The following is a 14349-nucleotide window of genomic DNA, read 5'->3' on the forward strand; positions in this document are numbered from 1 at the left end:
CTCAACGGTCGTCCATCGTGGTTTCGGGCCGCTCGAGCACGCTGTAGCCGCGCCGCAGGTGGATGCGCAACACCCACACCGAGCGCAGCGCCGCCGCCGCGAAGCCGAGCAGGCACACGCCGTAGACGATGTTCATCGGCAGGTCGACGATGGTCATCTGGTAGTTGCCCATCTTCTGCATCATCTGCACCGTCAGCACGGTCATCGCGCCGAAGAAGCCGATGCGGGCCACGTCCACGGCAGTGGCCAGCGCGCGCGCCACCGCGGGCGGCAGGTAGCGGTACAGCAGGTCGACCTGGATGTGGTTGTTCTTGGCCACGCCGATGGCCATGCCCACGAACACCGTGCCGATGAGCAGGTAGCGGGCGATCTCTTCCGTCCACGAGGCCGAGTTGTTCAGCGCATAACGCGTGAAGAACTGGTAGAACACCGTGGCGCCCAGCAGCCAGAACAGCAGCAGCGCCGCCCAGGCCTCGGGCGTGGTGCCGGACAGGTCCACCGCCTCGTCGACGGCGTGGAACTGCCCGTCATCGCCCATCACCTTGGGCAGTGCATCCAGATCCATGGTGTCCGTTTCCGAGTGTCAGGCAGTGTGGCCGCTGCAGCCACCCAAGCAGACGCCGCGGAACCGGCTCTGCCGGGCCGCTGGCGTCCGCCCCCCCTGGGGGGGAGGTGGCCGCAGGCCACTCCGGGGGGGTCATTTGATGGCCGTGATGCGGTCGTAGTCCTTCCGGTCGTAGCCCAGCGACTCGACGGTCTTGGCCTTCAGCACCGCGTCGACGAAGCTCTGGCGGTTGACCGTGTGCACGCCCAGGCCCTTCTTCTTGAACTCTTCCACCAGTTCGGCCTCGCGCTTCTTGATCTGCGCCGAGGCGCGGGCCGCGGCCTCCTGAGCCACCTCGCCGAAGATCTTCTTCTCGGCGTCGGTGAGCTTGGTCCACACGTGCGGCGCCACCTGGGTGGTGAGGCCGTCGACGATGTGGCCGGTGAGCATGATGTGCTTCTGCACCTCGTAGAACTTCTTCGCCTCGATGGTGGTGAGCGGGTTCTCCTGTGCATCCACGGTGCCGTTCTGCAGCGCCAGGTAGACCTCGGCAAACGCGATGGGCGTGGGGTTGGCACCGCAGGACTCGGGTGTGGCGCGGTACGCCGGCACATCGGGCACGCGGATCTTCAGGCCCTTCATGCCGGCGCAGTCGGTGAAGGCCTTCTGCGCCGTGGTGTGGCGCGCGCCGTAGTAGGTGTAGGCCAGGATCTGGATGCCGGTCTTGGCGCGGTAGCCGTCGACCATCTCCTTGAAGACCTCGCTCTTGCTGTAGGCCAGCTGGTGGTCGGCGTCGCGGAAGATGAAGGGGTAGTAGGCGATGCCCAGCCGCGGGTAGCTGCGCGCCGCGAACGACGGCCCGCTGATGATCATGTCGACCGTGCCCAGCGTCATGCCCTGGTTGATGTCGGTCTCCTTGCCCAGCGACGAGGCGGGGAAGACCTGGATGTCGAACTTGCCGTTGGTGCGCTTCTTGATTTCCTCGGCAGCCCACACCGATTGCGTGTGGTACGGCTCGCTGGTCTCGTAGACATGCGCCCACTTGAGCTTGGTCTGCGCCAGTGCGGGCAGGGCCACCAGCGTGGACATCGCGGCGGCGAAGGCCAGGCCGAGGCCGGGCAGCAGGGACTTGAAGGTCGGACGGGTCATCGGGTGTCTCCTGTCGTGGTGTTGGTGTGGGACGGCGAGGGAACGGGGATCAGTCGGCGACGAGTTGCACCTTGGTGCTGCGCGTGCGGTCGAGCGCCAGCTCGAAGGCCTGCTTCGAATCGGCCAGCGGCAGCTGCGCGCTGATCAGCGGCCGCACGTCGACACGGCGGCTGCGGATGGCCTGAACCGCCCAGTCGAACTCGAGGTGGGCGCGGAAGGCACCGCGGTAGTCGAGCTCGCGCGCCATCACGCTGTTGGCCGGAAAGGCCACCTCGGCCGGCAGCGTGCCCACCTGCACGATGCGGCCGCCGCGCCGCGTGGCAGTCAGGCAGGTGGCCAGCGCCGCGGGGCTGCCGGCGGCCTCGATCGAGACCTCGGCCAGGTCGGCCAGCTCGGCCGCACTGGCCTGGTCGCTGCGGATGGTGCGGTCGGCGCCCACGGTGCGGGCCATCTCGAGCGCGCGGTCGTTGATGTCGCAGACGATCACCTGGGCCGCGCCGGCCAGCCGCGCGGCCATCACGCTCATGCAGCCGATGGTGCCGCCACCGGTGACCAGCACGGTCTCGCCCAGCACCGGCCCCGCACGGTGGAGGGCATGCAGGCCGATCGACAGCGGCTCGGCGCAGGCGATCTCGCCCAGCGAGATGCCCGGCTCGGTGATCGGCGTGAGCTGCGCCTCGCCCATGACGAAGCGCTCGCGGAACATGCCCTGCGCATGCGGGAACACGCTGGCGCTGCCCAGGAAGAACATCTGCCGGCACAGGTTGCCGCGGCCTTCGCGGCAGTAGCTGCAGCGGCCACAGGCGTGCGAGGGGTTGATGGCCACCTTCTGCCCTATGGCGACGCGGGTGACGGCATCGCCGAGGGCCACCACCACGCCCGAGGCCTCGTGCCCCGGCACCAGCGGCTCGCGCACGACGAAGGCGCCGACGCGGCCTTCCTTGTAGTAGTGCAGGTCGGAGCCGCAGATGCCGCCGGCCCCCAGGCGCAGCAGCACGTCGTTCGCGCCCAGCGCGCGCGGGGTTTCCTGCTCGAGCCGGAGGTCGAGCGCACCGTGGATGAGGCAGGCCAGTGACATGGGGGTTCCTTCGGTCGGCGCGGGGTCAGGACGGCATGGCCACCGGGGCAGGCGCCGTCGCGGGCGGCCACGCATCGGCAAAGCGCGCCTGCGAACGTTCGAGGTGCAGGTGCATCGCACGCCGCGCGGCATCGGGCTTGTGGGCGGCCACCGCAGCGACGACGCTGCGGTGCTCGGCGATCGCCTTGCGCCAGCTCTTCTCGCTCTCGAAGTGGTGGCCCATCTGCTCGAACAGCGGGTTGTTGCGCTCGTCGTACAGCTCGGTCACGGTGCGCACCAGGGGGCCGTTGCCGGCGGCCTCGGCCAGGCGCACGTGGAACAGCCTGTCGCCACGGGTGGGCATGGCCCCGGCGGCGATGTCGTCTTCCATCAGCGCGATGGCCTCGCGCAGCCCGGCCACCTGGGCCCGGCTGGCCACGTCGGCGGCCAGTGCGGCCAGTTCGCCCTCGACCACCTGGCGGGCGCGGATGATCTCGAAGGGGCCGAAGGCGTTGGGCTCCAGCCGCTGCGCCGACGCGGCCGGCTCGCGCGCGACCACATGGATGCCCGAGCCCGGCCGTACCTCGACCAGGCCCTCGACCTCGAGCGCGATCAGCGCCTCGCGCACCGACGGCCGCGACACGCCCAGCCGGGTGGCCAGGTCGCGCTCGGCCGGCAGGCGGGTGCCCACCTCGTACACGCCACGGTGGATCAGCGCGCGCAACTGGTCGGCGATCTGGCGGTACAGGCGGCGGGGTTCGACGGCCTGGAGGGGCATGGGCGGGCGGTCAGGTGGTCAGGCCAATTTGCGCCGATGGTAGCGGTGCCACCGGGCCGGCACAGCACAGGAAAACCCTCTGCTGCGGCGCCCGCCACGGGGCTTCAGAGCTGGGCAGCCATCAACTCGGCCCGCGTCGGCAGGCCTTCGGTGTCGCCCCGCACCTGCACCGCGCGGGCGCCGATCCAGGTGGCGCGCCGCACGGCCTCGGCCACCGGGCGTCCGTCGAGCAGCGCACTGATCAGGCCCACCGCGAAGCCGTCGCCCGCACCCACCGTGTCGACCACACGTTCGACCGGCCAGGCGGCCACATGGCCACAACCCTGCTGACCGTTGAAGTAAGCGCCTTCGGCCCCCATCTTGACGACCACCAGGCTCGCGCCTTGCGCCCGGTAGAAGGCGGCGATGCCCTCGGGCGTGGCCTCGCCGGTGAGTTGCCGTCCTTCGTCCAGGCCGGGCAGCACCCAGTCGCAGCGCGCGGCCAGGTCGTTGATCCTCTCGCGCATGGCCTGCGCCGACGGCCACAGCGCCGGCCGCAGGTTGGGGTCGAAGCTGAGCGTGCGGCCGGCCTCGCGCAGCCGCGCGATGGCGGCCTGCGTGGCGGCCAGCGTGCCGGCGGTCAGCGCCGGGAACACACCGGTGAGGTGGCCATGCCGTGCCGAGGCCAGCCAGGGCCCGTCGAGGTCGTCCGGCGTCATCGCGCTGGCCGCCGAGCCGCGGCGGTGGTACTCGATCGGCGGGTCGCTGCCGTCGTCGACGCGGCCCTTGAACATGAAGCCGGTGCGCGCACCCGGCACCACGGCCACGTGCGAGCAGTCGATGCCCTCACGCGAGAACTCGTGCAGCAGGAAGCGGCCCATCGAGTCGTCGCCCAGGCGGCTGGCCCAGCCCACCCGCAAGCCCAGCCGCGCCAGGCCGACGGCCACGTTGGTCTCGGCGCCGGCGGTGCGCTTGTCGAAGCGCTGCACGGTCTCCAACGGACCGCTCTCGCAGGCGACGAACAAGGCCATCGCCTCGCCCAGGGTGACCACATCGAGACCGGTCATGTCATCGCCTCCAGCGTGGCCCGCGCGCCGCGGCCGCGCAGGGATTCGAGCGCCGGCGCCAGCGCGGCCACCAGCGCCGGGTGGCCGGCCAGGTCGCCGAACACCGGCGCGAAGCGCGTCAGCGCGTCGGCACGGGCATGGGCCGTGGCTTGCGCGTCGGCCTTCGCCACCAGATCGGCCAGCGCCGCGGCCAACGGGTCGTCGACCGTGAACTCACGGCCGGCGTCGTCACACCCGCTCAGGTGCTGCAGCCAGGCCGCGAGGGCCAGCGCCAGGCGGTCGATCGGCTGCCCCGCGGCGATGCGGTCGCGCACCGTGCCCAGCAGGCGCTGCGGCAGTTTCTGCGACCCGTCCATCGCGATCTGCTGCGTGCGGTGGGCCAACGCCGGGTTGGCAAAGCGCGCCAGCAGCGACGCGCGGTAGGCCGCGAGGTCGAGCCCCGGCAGCGGTGGCAGCGTGGGCGCCACCTCGTGCCGCAACAGGTCGTCGACGAAGCGGCGCAGCGGCGCCTGGCCGATGGCCTCGTCCACCGTGCGCCAACCGGCCAGCAGGCCCAGGTAGGCGATGGCCGAATGGCTGCCGTTGACCATGCGCAGCTTCAGGTGCTCCCAGGGCTCGGCCCGCTCGACGGCGCGCGCCCCACCCAGTTCCCAGGCGGGTCGCCCGGCAGCGAAGCGGTCTTCCACCGCCCAATCGAAGAAGGGCTCGGCCACCACCGGCCAGGCGTCGTCGCAGCCCAGCGCGGCGGCCACCGCGGCGCGGTCGGCCTCGGTGGTGCGCGGCACGATGCGGTCGACCATGCTGCTGGGGAAGGTGCAGCCTTGCTCAATCCAGCGCGCCAGGCCGGCATCGACGCGCCCGGCGAAGTCCTGCACCAGGCCCTGCAGCGTGCGGCCGTTGGCCGGCAGGTTGTCCAGCGACAGCAGCGTGATCGGGCCCTGCCCCTGTGCGCGCCGCAGCGCCAGGCCGTGCACGACGAAGCCGATGGCGCTGCGCGGCGCCTCGGCATGGGCCAGGTCGTGCGCGATCGCCGGGTGGTCGAGGCGCAGCGCCCCCGTCGCCGGGTCGTGCGCATAGCCCTTCTCGGTGATGGTGAGGCTGACGAGGCGGGTGGCCGGCCGCGCGATGGCCCGCAGCACCGCGGTTGGGTCCTCAGGCGCGACCAGCACCTCGCGCACGCCACCGATCACCCGCAGGCGCTGGCGCGGGCGGCCGGCGTCGTCGGCATCGCGCGTGGCCACGGTGTACAGGCCCTGCTGCGGCGCCAGTGCGTCGCGCACCGCCGCCTCGCGCATCGACACGCCCACCAGGCCCCAGCGCATATCGCCGTCGGCATGCCGCGCCGCCTCGGTGGCCACCGCCAGGTGGGCGCGCGCGAAGGCGCCCAGGCCCAGGTGCACGATGCCGGGGGCGAGCGCATCGCGGTCGTACGCGGGCCGCTGCACGTCGGCGGGCAATGCGGCCAGCGCGGCAGGGTCGAGTCGGCTCATCGGCGGTTCATTGGCGGCTCATCGGCCGTTCATGGCCTGAGGGTGGGCCACAGCGGCGCCGCACCGGCCCACCTCACCAGTCCCACATCGCGCCATCGCGCTGCAGCCGGTTCACCGGCAGGTAGGCGCGCTGGTAGGGGTACCTGGCCGCCAGCGCCTCGTCGATGTCGACGCCGTGGCCGGGTGCCTCGCCGGGGTGCATGAAGCCGTCGGCATAGGTGTAGGCATGCGGGAACACCGCGTCGGTTTCCTCGCTGTGCGGCATGTGCTCCTGGAGGCCGAAGTTGGGCACCCACAGGTCGAAGTGCAGCGCCGCACCCATGCACACCGGCGACAGGTCGGTGGCGCCGTGGCAGCCGGTGCGCACCTGGTACAGCGATGCCAGGTCGGCGATGCGCCGCAGGTGGGTGATGCCGCCGGCGTGGACCACCGTGGCGCGGATGTAGTCGACGAGTTGCTGCTCGATCAGCGGCTTGCAGTCCCAGATCGAGTTGAACACCTCGCCCACCGCCAGCGGCGTGGTGGTGTGCTGGCGGATCAGGCGGAAGGCGTCGGGGTTCTCTGCCGGCGTGGCATCTTCCATCCAGAACAGGTGGTAGGGTTCCAGCGACTTGCCCAGTCGTGCCGCCTCGATGGGCGACAGGCGGTGGTGCACGTCGTGCAGCAGGTGCGGCTCATCGCCGACGGCGCTGCGCACCGCGTCGAACAACGCGGGCACGTGGCGCAGGTACTTCTCGGTAGACCAGTCGTGTTCGCTGGGCAGCGCCGCATCGGCCGGCTCGTAGCGCGCGCCGGGCTGGGCCACGCCGTAGACCTTGTCCAGGCCCGGCACGCCGCTCTGCACGCGGATGGCCTGGTAGCCCAGGGCCTGGTGGCGCCGCACTTCGTCCACCGTGTGCTCGATGTCGCGGCCGTTGGCGTGGCAGTACACCATCACGCGGTCGCGGCTGGCGCCTCCCAGCAGCTGGTACAGCGGCAGGCCGGCGGCCTTGGCCTTCAGGTCCCACAGCGCAGTGTCGACCGCGGCGATGGCGCTCATCGTCACCGGCCCGCGCCGCCAGTAGGCGCCGCGATAGAGGTACTGCCAGGTGTCCTCGATGCGGTGCGCATCGCGGCCGATCAGGCAGGGCAGCACATGGTCCGTCAGGTAGCTGGCCACCGCCAGCTCGCGGCCGTTGAGCGTGGCGTCGCCCAGGCCGGTGAGGCCCTGGTCGGTCTCGATCTTCAGGGTGACGAAGTTGCGGCCGGGGCTGCAGACGATGACGCGGGCGGCGGTGATCTTCATGGGCCGCCCGTAGGTCAACGTGGCACCAGACGCGCGCCGCTCAACTGTTCCTGCGCCTCCACCAGCGAGGGCACCAGCTTCTTGCCGTGGCCCAGTGCGCTGGCGATGGCCAGCGACTGGTGCACCGCCTCGCCCATCACGCTGGGCACGTTCAGGCCTTCGGCCAGGTGGGTGTAGTAGCGCACGTCCTTGCGGGCGTTGTCGAGCTCGAACTTCAGGCCCGCCAGGTCGCCGTGCAGCGTCTTGGCCATGGCCTGGAACAGACCCGAGTTCACCGGCCCGGCGGAGATCAGCTCCACCAGCCGCTGCAGGTCGATGCCCGCGCGCTGGCCCACCGCGAAGGCCTCGGCGGTGGACGTGCAGATGGCCTGCGCGATGAAGTTGTTGAGCAGCTTGATGGTGTGCCCGGCCCCCGGCCCGCCGATGTGGAACACGTTCTCAGCGAAGCAGCGCAGCACCGGCTCGAGCCGCGCGAAGACCTCGGGCTCGGCGCCGACCATCACGTTGAGCTTGCCGGCCTCGGCCTCGACCGGCGTGCGCGACAGCGGCGCATCCACCAGCGTGATGCCGCCCGAGGCGCAGCGCTCGCGCAGGCGGGCGGTGGAATCGGGCTCGCTGGTGGAGCAGTCGACGATGACCAGGCCCTCGCGCGCCGCCGACAGCAGGCCGTGCGGCCCGGCCACCACCGCTTCGACCTGCGGAGAGCCGGTGACGCAGATGAAGACGATCTCGCATGACGCCAGTGCGGCGGCATCGTCGACACGCGTGGCGCCGGCGGCCAGCAGATCGGCCACGCGCTCGGTGTTGGCATGTACGGTGAGTTGCAGCGTGTGGCCCTTGGCCAGCAGGTGGCGGGCCATGCCATGGCCCATCAGGCCACTGGCGCCGACGAATCCGATCGTCGCCATGGTCAACCCCGTCCCGCGTAAGGCATCTTGGTGGCCATCACCGTGGTGAACAGGATGTTGGCCGACAGCGGCAGCCGCGCCATCGTCATGAAGGTGTCGACCACCGCCGACAGGTCCATGCGCGGTTCGGGTTTGGTGCTGCCGTCGGCCTGCAGCACGCCGTCGACCATGCGCGCCGTCATCTCGCTGGCGGCGTTGCCGATGTCGATCTGGCCGACGGCGATGTCGAAGGGCCGGCCGTCCAGCGCCGCCGTCTTGGTGAGGCCGCTCACCGCGTGCTTGGTGGCGGTGTAGGCGATCGACCCCGGCCGCGGCGTGTAGGCCGAGATGCTGCCGTTGTTGATGATGCGGCCGCCCATCGGCGACTGCGCCTTCATCAGCCGGAAGGCGTTGGACAGGCAGTAGAAGCTGCCGTTGAGGTTGGCATCGACGATGCGGCGCCACTCCTCGGGCGTGACGAGGTCGGGCGTCTTGGCCTGCAGGCCGCCGCCGGCGTTGTTGAACAGCAGGTCGAGGCGGCCGAAGGTGGCCTTGACGGTGTCGAAGGCAGCGGCCACCTGCTCGTCGCGGCCGACGTCGCACGGCAGCGGCAGCGTGCGCGCGGCGGCGTCGCCGGCCAGCGCGGCGGTTTCCTGCAGCGCCTCGAGGCGGCGGCCGACGAGGGCGACGGACCAGCCGTCCTGCAGCAGGCCGAGCGCGCAGGCGCGGCCGATGCCGGAGCCGGCGCCGGTGACGAGGGCAATCTTGGAGGTCATGTCGAGGGGTGTCCTTTGAGACGGGTCAGTGATTGTCCTTGGGCACCGCCGCCCCGCGCTGGCCGCGCAGGAAGTCGAGGTCGGCGCCTTCGTCGGCCTGCAGCACGTGGTCGATGTAGAGCTTCCAGTAGCCGCTCTGCATCGCCGGTGGCGGCGCCTGCCAGGCGGCGCGGCGGCGCGCCAGCTCGGCATCGTCCACGTGCAGGTGCAGCTTTCGCGCCGGCACGTCGAGCGTGATCAGGTCGCCGTCCTGCACCAGCGCCAGCGGGCCGCCGGCCGCGGCCTCGGGCGCGGTGTGCAACACCACGGTGCCGTAGGCGGTGCCGCTCATGCGCGCGTCGCTGATGCGGACCATGTCGGTGATGCCCTTCTTCAGCACCTTGGGCGGCAGCGGCATGTTGCCCACCTCGGCCATGCCGGGGTAGCCCTTGGGGCCGCAGTTCTTCAGCACCATCACGCAGGTCTCGTCGATGTCGAGCGACTCGTCGTCGATGCGGTGGTGGAAGTCATCGGAATCCTTGAACACCACCGCACGGCCGGTGTGCACCAGCAGGGCCGGCGTGGCCGCGCTGGGCTTGATGACCGCGCCGCGTGGCGCCAGGTTGCCGCGCAGCACGGCGATGCCGGCCTTGGCCTTGAACGGCGCGTCCAGGCTCTTGATCACGTCGGCGTTGAAGTTCTGAGCGTCGGCGATGTTCTCGCCCACGGTGCGGCCGTTGGCGGTGACGATGCCGGTGTGCAGGTGCGGCGCGATCTCCTTCATCACCGCGGGCAGGCCGCCGGCATAGCAGAAGTCTTCCATCAGGTACTGGCCGCTGGGCTGCAGGTTCACCAGGCAGGGCAGTTCGCTGGCCAGGCGGTCGAAGTCGTCGATGGACAGCGGCACGCCCAGCCGGCCGGCGATGGCGATCAGGTGGATCACCGCGTTGGTGCTGCCGCCGATGGCGGCCAGGGTCTTGATCGCGTTCTCGAAGGCCTCGCGGGTGAGCACCTTGGAGATGGTCTGGTCGGTGTGCACCATCTCGACGATGCGGCGGCCGGCGTTGCGCGCCAGCACGTTGCGCCGGCCGTCGACCGCCGGGTAGGCGGCGTTGCCGGGCAGGCCGATGCCCAGCGCCTCGACCATGCTGGCCATGGTGCTGGCGGTGCCCATGGTCATGCAGTGGCCGTGGCTGCGGTGCATGCAGCTTTCGGCCTCGAAGAAGTCGGCCAGCTTCAGCGTGCCGGCGCGCACCTGCTCGCTCATGCTCCACAGGCCCGTGCCCGAGCCCAGTTCCTGGCCGCGCCACTTGCCGTTGAGCATGGGCCCGCCCGACACGCCGATGGTCGGCAGGCCCACGCTCGATGCTCCCATCAGCAACGAGGGCGTGGTCTTGTCGCAGCCCATCAGCAACACCACGCCGTCGATGGGGTTGCCACGGATGCTTTCTTCCACGTCCATGCTGGCGAGGTTGCGGTACAGCATGGCGGTGGGCCGCAGCAGGGTCTCGCCGAGCGACATCACCGGGAACTCGAGCGGAAAGCCGCCGGCCTCGTAGACGCCGATCTTTACCTGCTCGGCCAGCGTGCGGAAGTGGCTGTTGCAGGGCGTGAGCTCGCTGAAGGTGTTGCAGATGCCGATGACGGGCCGGCCGTCGAACTGGTCGTGCGGCACGCCCTTGCCCTTGACCCAGCTGCGGTAGGCGAATCCGTCGCGGTCCTGTCGGCCGAACCACTGCTGGCTGCGCAGGTCCTGGGGCTTCTTGCGGGGCGTGTCGCTCATGGGGTGATGGCTTTCCCGGGTAGGCTGGGGTCGAGGTCAGACCTATTATGGTATGACGATTGGCCGCCGGGGCGGCCTGCCATCCTAGGAGAATCCCGTGCCCGACATCGACATCCTGGCCGTGTCCAAGCTGTCCCCGCTGTTCACGCCGCAGTTGCAGGCGGCCTATCGCGTGCACGACCGCCTGCATGAGAGCAACCCGGCCGCGCTGACCGCCCTGGCCCCGCGCATCCGCGCCATCGCGGCCAGCGGCGAATCCAAGGTCAGCGCGGCGCTGATCGAGCAGTTGCCCGCGCTAGAGATCATCTCAGTGATGGGCGTGGGCTACGACGGCATCGACGTGGCCGCGGCCAAGGCCCGCGGCGTGGTCGTCACCCACACGCCCGACGTGCTGAACGACGACGTCGCCGACCTGGCCATCGGGCTGATGCTGTGCGCCGCGCGGCAGTTGCCCGCGGCCGACCGCTACGTGCGCGCCGGCCAGTGGTCGCAGGGCCCGATGCCGCTGGCGCGCAAGATGTCCGGCGCCCGGCTGGGGCTGGTCGGCATGGGCCGCATCGGGCAGGCCATCGCCCACCGCGCGCTGGCCTTCGGCATGTCGGTGGCCTACACCGCGCGCAACGCCAGGCCCGCCCTGCCCTACCGCTTTCTCGCCGACGCCGAATCGCTGGCGGCCGAGAGCGATTTCCTCGTCGTCATCACACCGGGCGGCGCCGGTACGCGCAGGATGATCGACGCCAAAGTGCTGGCCGCGCTGGGCCGCAGTTCACCGCAGAAGGGCATCCTGGTGAACGTGGCGCGCGGCTCGGTGGTCGACGAGGCCGCGCTGATCGATGCCCTGGAGCGCGGCGTGATCGGCGGCGCCGGCCTGGACGTGTTCGAGGACGAGCCCAACGTGCCCGAGCGCCTGCGCGCCCTGCCCCAGGTGGTGCTGGTGCCGCACATCGGCAGCGCCACCGGCCAGACGCGCCAGGCCATGGCCGACCTGGCCTTCGCCAACCTGCAGGCCAAGTTCGCCGGCACGCCCTTGCCGACGCCCGTGCCCGAGTGCCGCTGATCCCGCGGCCGCGGCAGGGTCGGGAAAGCACGGAGCCCGGCGAAGTTCAATCATCATACGATAACACCACGGGCGACCCACGCACCGCACCATCCCAACGGAGACACTCGATGCAACTGAAGACCTCATGGATCGCCTGCGCGCTGGCCGGTGCCGGCCTGCTGGCCGGATCGCCCGCCTTCGCCCAGGAAAAGCTCACCGTGTGGTGGGTCAAGGGCTTCTACAAGGCCGAGGACGACGCGCTGTTCGCGGCCATCAAGAAGTTCGAGGAGAAGAACAAGGGCATCAAGGTCGAGCTGTCGCAGTACCCCATCCAGGACATGATCCCGAAGACGGTGGCCGCGCTCGACTCGGGCAGCCCGCCCGACGTGGCCTATGCCGACAGCTACGACTTCCAGGTGACGGCCAAGTGGGCCTACGACGGCAAGCTCGAGGACATCTCCAGCGTCATCGACCCGCTTCGCGCCAAGTTCGAGCCGCGCGCGCTGTCGACCACCTTCCTGCTGAACAACACCAACCAGACGCGGGCCTACTACGCCTTCCCGCTGAAGCAGCAGACCATGCACATCCAGTACTGGAAGGACATGCTGGCCGACGCAGGCTTCAAGGACAGCGACATCCCGAAAGACTGGAAGGGCTACTGGGACTTCTGGTGCTCGAAGGTGCAGACCGGCTACCGCCAGAAGACCGGCCAGCGCGGCTTCGGCATCGGCATGCCCATGGGCGTGGATTCCACCGACTCGTTCTTCTCGTTCCTGACCTTCATGGACGCCTACAACGTCACGCTGGTCAACGACTCGGGCAAGGTGCTGGTGGACGACCCCACCGTGCGGCAGAACCTGATCAACGCCGTCACCGACTACACGGCCGTCTACGCCAAGGGTTGCACGCCGCCGTCGTCCACCAGTTGGAAGGACCCGGACAACAATGTCGCGTTCCACAACAAGACCACGGTGATGACGCACAACGCGACGATCTCGATCGCCGCCAAGCACCTGGACGACATGAACAACGCGACGCTGACCGATGCGCAGCGGGCCCTGGGCAAGAAGAACTACACCGAGCTCATCGCCACCGCCGGCTTTCCCAACAAACCCGACGGCAGCAAGATGACCTACCGCGCCGCGGTGAAGACCGGTGTCATCTTCAAGGACGCCAAGAACAAGGTCGGGGCCAAGAAGTTCCTGGCCTTCCTGCTCGAAGAAGCGAACCTGACGCCGTATGTGGAGGGATCGCTCGGCCGCTGGTTCCCGGTGCAGAAGGCCGCGCAACAGAGCCCCTTCTGGAAGGGTGACCCGCACCGCCTGGCCGTCTACAACCAGTTCATGGCCGGCACGCAGCCGTTCGAGTTCACCAAGAACTACAAGTTCACCGTGCTGAACAACGAGAACGTGTGGGCCAAGGCCATGAACCGCGTGCTCAACGAGAAGGTGCCGGTGGACAAGGCCGTGGACGAGATGATCGCCCGCATCAAGACCGTCACCGCCAACTGACCCGCCGGGGCGGTCCGCACCGCCCCGCCCGCTGCCCGCCCCGGCCCGGCCGTCGGCCGGGCAGCGCCCTGCCGGAGCCACGATGACCGCCGTTGCAGCCCCTGCGCCGCAGGCCCGCAAGCCACTCGAGGAAACGCACGGCCGCTCCGAAGTTTCCTCGCCCCCCCCGGGGGGCGGCGGCGGGCCTTTGCCGCCGCCTGGGGGCCGTCTCAGCTCGTTCGAGTTCTGGGGCCGGGCGCTGGTGCTGCCGTATCTCGTGGTGTTCCTGGTGTTCGTGCTCTACCCGGTGGGCTACGGACTGTGGCTGGCGCGACACCCCGAGAGCTACGTCAAGCTCTTCGACGACCCCATCTTCTTCCGCACCGCCGTCAACACCGTGGTGTTCCTGGTGGTGGCCATCAACCTGAAGATGGCGGTGGCGCTGGTGCTGTCGGGCTTCTTCATCCGCGAGCGCTGGTGGATCAAGGCGCTGTCGGTGTTGTTCATCCTGCCGTGGGCGGTGCCGTCGATCCCGACCATCCTGTCGGTGCGCTTCATGCTGAACCCCGAGTGGGGCGTCATCAACAGCCTGATCTTCCGGCTCACCGGACTCGACGGCCCCAACTGGCTGAACGACCCGACGCTGGCGCTGAGCTTCTCGATGCTGATGCACATCTGGAAGTCGCTGCCGTTCTGGACGCTCATCCTCATCGCCGGGCGCCTGGCCATCCCGGGCGAGCAGTACGAGGCCGCATCGGTGGACGGCGCCACCAGCTGGCAGAAGTTCCGCTTCATCACCTGGCCGAGCATGCGCACGCTCTACCTCACGTCCACCATCCTGTCGATGATCTGGACGCTGGGCGATTTCAACTCGGTCTATCTGCTCACCGGCGGCGGCCCGGCCGACCTGACGCACGTGCTGGCCACGCTGGGCATCCGTTATCTTCGGCTCGATCAGGTCGACCTGGCAATGGCCTCGATCGTCGTCGCGCTGCCGCTGGTGCTGCCCCTCGTCTACTTCATGATGAAGAGGCTGTCGAAATGAG

13 protein-coding genes are annotated in these 14349 nt (G+C 70.0%); 3 read left to right on the top strand and 10 right to left on the bottom strand.

Annotated elements, in window-relative coordinates:
* Position 1: 1 nt before the first annotated feature.
* From EOINJALH_RS29020 to EOINJALH_RS29065, 10 genes are all read right to left on the bottom strand, one after another.
* The gene (locus EOINJALH_RS29020; RefSeq protein ID WP_088286825.1) at positions 2-565 is read right to left on the bottom strand and encodes a TRAP transporter small permease; all 564 of its coding nucleotides are present in this window, start codon (positions 563-565) and stop codon (positions 2-4) included.
* 132 nt (positions 566-697) lie between these two features.
* Positions 698-1693, bottom strand: a complete 996-nt coding sequence (locus EOINJALH_RS29025) for a sialic acid TRAP transporter substrate-binding protein SiaP (RefSeq protein WP_088286827.1) — start codon at positions 1691-1693, stop codon at positions 698-700.
* Between the two features lie 49 nt (positions 1694-1742).
* Positions 1743-2771: an L-idonate 5-dehydrogenase gene (locus tag EOINJALH_RS29030; RefSeq protein WP_088286829.1), complete on the bottom strand. Its 1029-nt coding sequence runs from the start codon at positions 2769-2771 to the stop codon at positions 1743-1745.
* A 25-nt stretch (positions 2772-2796) separates the two neighbouring features.
* Entirely contained in the window at positions 2797-3528 is a 732-nt protein-coding gene (locus EOINJALH_RS29035) for a FadR/GntR family transcriptional regulator (protein WP_088286831.1), read from the bottom strand.
* Positions 3529-3632: 104 nt separating this feature from the next.
* Entirely contained in the window at positions 3633-4574 is a 942-nt protein-coding gene (locus EOINJALH_RS29040) for a sugar kinase (RefSeq protein ID WP_088286832.1), read from the bottom strand.
* Entirely contained in the window at positions 4571-6064 is a 1494-nt protein-coding gene (locus EOINJALH_RS29045) for a mannitol dehydrogenase family protein (protein WP_088286834.1), read from the bottom strand. The genes EOINJALH_RS29040 and EOINJALH_RS29045 overlap by 4 nt, the downstream gene beginning before the upstream one ends.
* 73 nt (positions 6065-6137) lie before the next feature.
* Positions 6138-7349: a D-mannonate dehydratase ManD gene (gene manD, locus EOINJALH_RS29050; RefSeq protein WP_088286836.1), complete on the bottom strand. Its 1212-nt coding sequence runs from the start codon at positions 7347-7349 to the stop codon at positions 6138-6140.
* A 14-nt stretch (positions 7350-7363) separates the two neighbouring features.
* Entirely contained in the window at positions 7364-8257 is an 894-nt protein-coding gene (locus EOINJALH_RS29055; protein WP_088286838.1) for an NAD(P)-dependent oxidoreductase, read from the bottom strand.
* Positions 8258-8259: 2 nt separating this feature from the next.
* Positions 8260-9012, bottom strand: coding sequence for an SDR family oxidoreductase (locus tag EOINJALH_RS29060; RefSeq protein WP_088286839.1), 753 nt, complete (start codon positions 9010-9012; stop codon positions 8260-8262).
* Positions 9013-9037: 25 nt separating this feature from the next.
* The gene (locus EOINJALH_RS29065) at positions 9038-10774 is read right to left on the bottom strand and encodes an IlvD/Edd family dehydratase (protein WP_088286841.1); all 1737 of its coding nucleotides are present in this window, start codon (positions 10772-10774) and stop codon (positions 9038-9040) included.
* A gap of 97 nt (positions 10775-10871) precedes the next feature.
* Here EOINJALH_RS29065 and EOINJALH_RS29070 point away from each other — a divergent pair, with 97 nt between their 5' ends.
* From EOINJALH_RS29070 to EOINJALH_RS29080, 3 genes are all read left to right on the top strand, one after another.
* A complete protein-coding gene (locus EOINJALH_RS29070; RefSeq protein ID WP_088286843.1) occupies positions 10872-11831 on the top strand; it encodes a 2-hydroxyacid dehydrogenase in 960 nt (319 codons plus the stop codon).
* Between the two features lie 110 nt (positions 11832-11941).
* Positions 11942-13324, top strand: coding sequence for an ABC transporter substrate-binding protein (locus EOINJALH_RS29075; RefSeq protein WP_088286844.1), 1383 nt, complete (start codon positions 11942-11944; stop codon positions 13322-13324).
* Positions 13325-13406: 82 nt separating this feature from the next.
* Positions 13407-14348 (top strand): carbohydrate ABC transporter permease, encoded by a 942-nt coding sequence (locus EOINJALH_RS29080; protein ID WP_234414094.1) that lies wholly within the window; start codon positions 13407-13409, stop codon positions 14346-14348.
* The last annotated feature ends 1 nt before the right edge of the window (position 14349 follow it).

The sequence above is a fragment of the Ideonella sp. A 288 genome (assembly GCF_002198735.1).
Taxonomy (GTDB): Bacteria; Pseudomonadota; Gammaproteobacteria; order Burkholderiales; family Burkholderiaceae_C; genus Pseudaquabacterium.

Coding starts and splice junctions, on each gene's coding strand:
- EOINJALH_RS29020 (WP_088286825.1), bottom strand. CDS start 565: ATGGATCTGGATGCACTGCCCAAGGTGATGGGCGATGACGGGCAGTTC.
- EOINJALH_RS29025 (WP_088286827.1), bottom strand. CDS start 1,693: ATGACCCGTCCGACCTTCAAGTCCCTGCTGCCCGGCCTCGGCCTGGCC.
- EOINJALH_RS29030 (WP_088286829.1), bottom strand. CDS start 2,771: ATGTCACTGGCCTGCCTCATCCACGGTGCGCTCGACCTCCGGCTCGAG.
- EOINJALH_RS29035 (WP_088286831.1), bottom strand. CDS start 3,528: ATGCCCCTCCAGGCCGTCGAACCCCGCCGCCTGTACCGCCAGATCGCC.
- EOINJALH_RS29040 (WP_088286832.1), bottom strand. CDS start 4,574: ATGACCGGTCTCGATGTGGTCACCCTGGGCGAGGCGATGGCCTTGTTC.
- EOINJALH_RS29045 (WP_088286834.1), bottom strand. CDS start 6,064: ATGAGCCGACTCGACCCTGCCGCGCTGGCCGCATTGCCCGCCGACGTG.
- manD (WP_088286836.1), bottom strand. CDS start 7,349: ATGAAGATCACCGCCGCCCGCGTCATCGTCTGCAGCCCCGGCCGCAAC.
- EOINJALH_RS29055 (WP_088286838.1), bottom strand. CDS start 8,257: ATGGCGACGATCGGATTCGTCGGCGCCAGTGGCCTGATGGGCCATGGC.
- EOINJALH_RS29060 (WP_088286839.1), bottom strand. CDS start 9,012: ATGACCTCCAAGATTGCCCTCGTCACCGGCGCCGGCTCCGGCATCGGC.
- EOINJALH_RS29065 (WP_088286841.1), bottom strand. CDS start 10,774: ATGAGCGACACGCCCCGCAAGAAGCCCCAGGACCTGCGCAGCCAGCAG.
- EOINJALH_RS29075 (WP_088286844.1), top strand. CDS start 11,942: ATGCAACTGAAGACCTCATGGATCGCCTGCGCGCTGGCCGGTGCCGGC.
- EOINJALH_RS29080 (WP_234414094.1), top strand. CDS start 13,407: ATGACCGCCGTTGCAGCCCCTGCGCCGCAGGCCCGCAAGCCACTCGAG.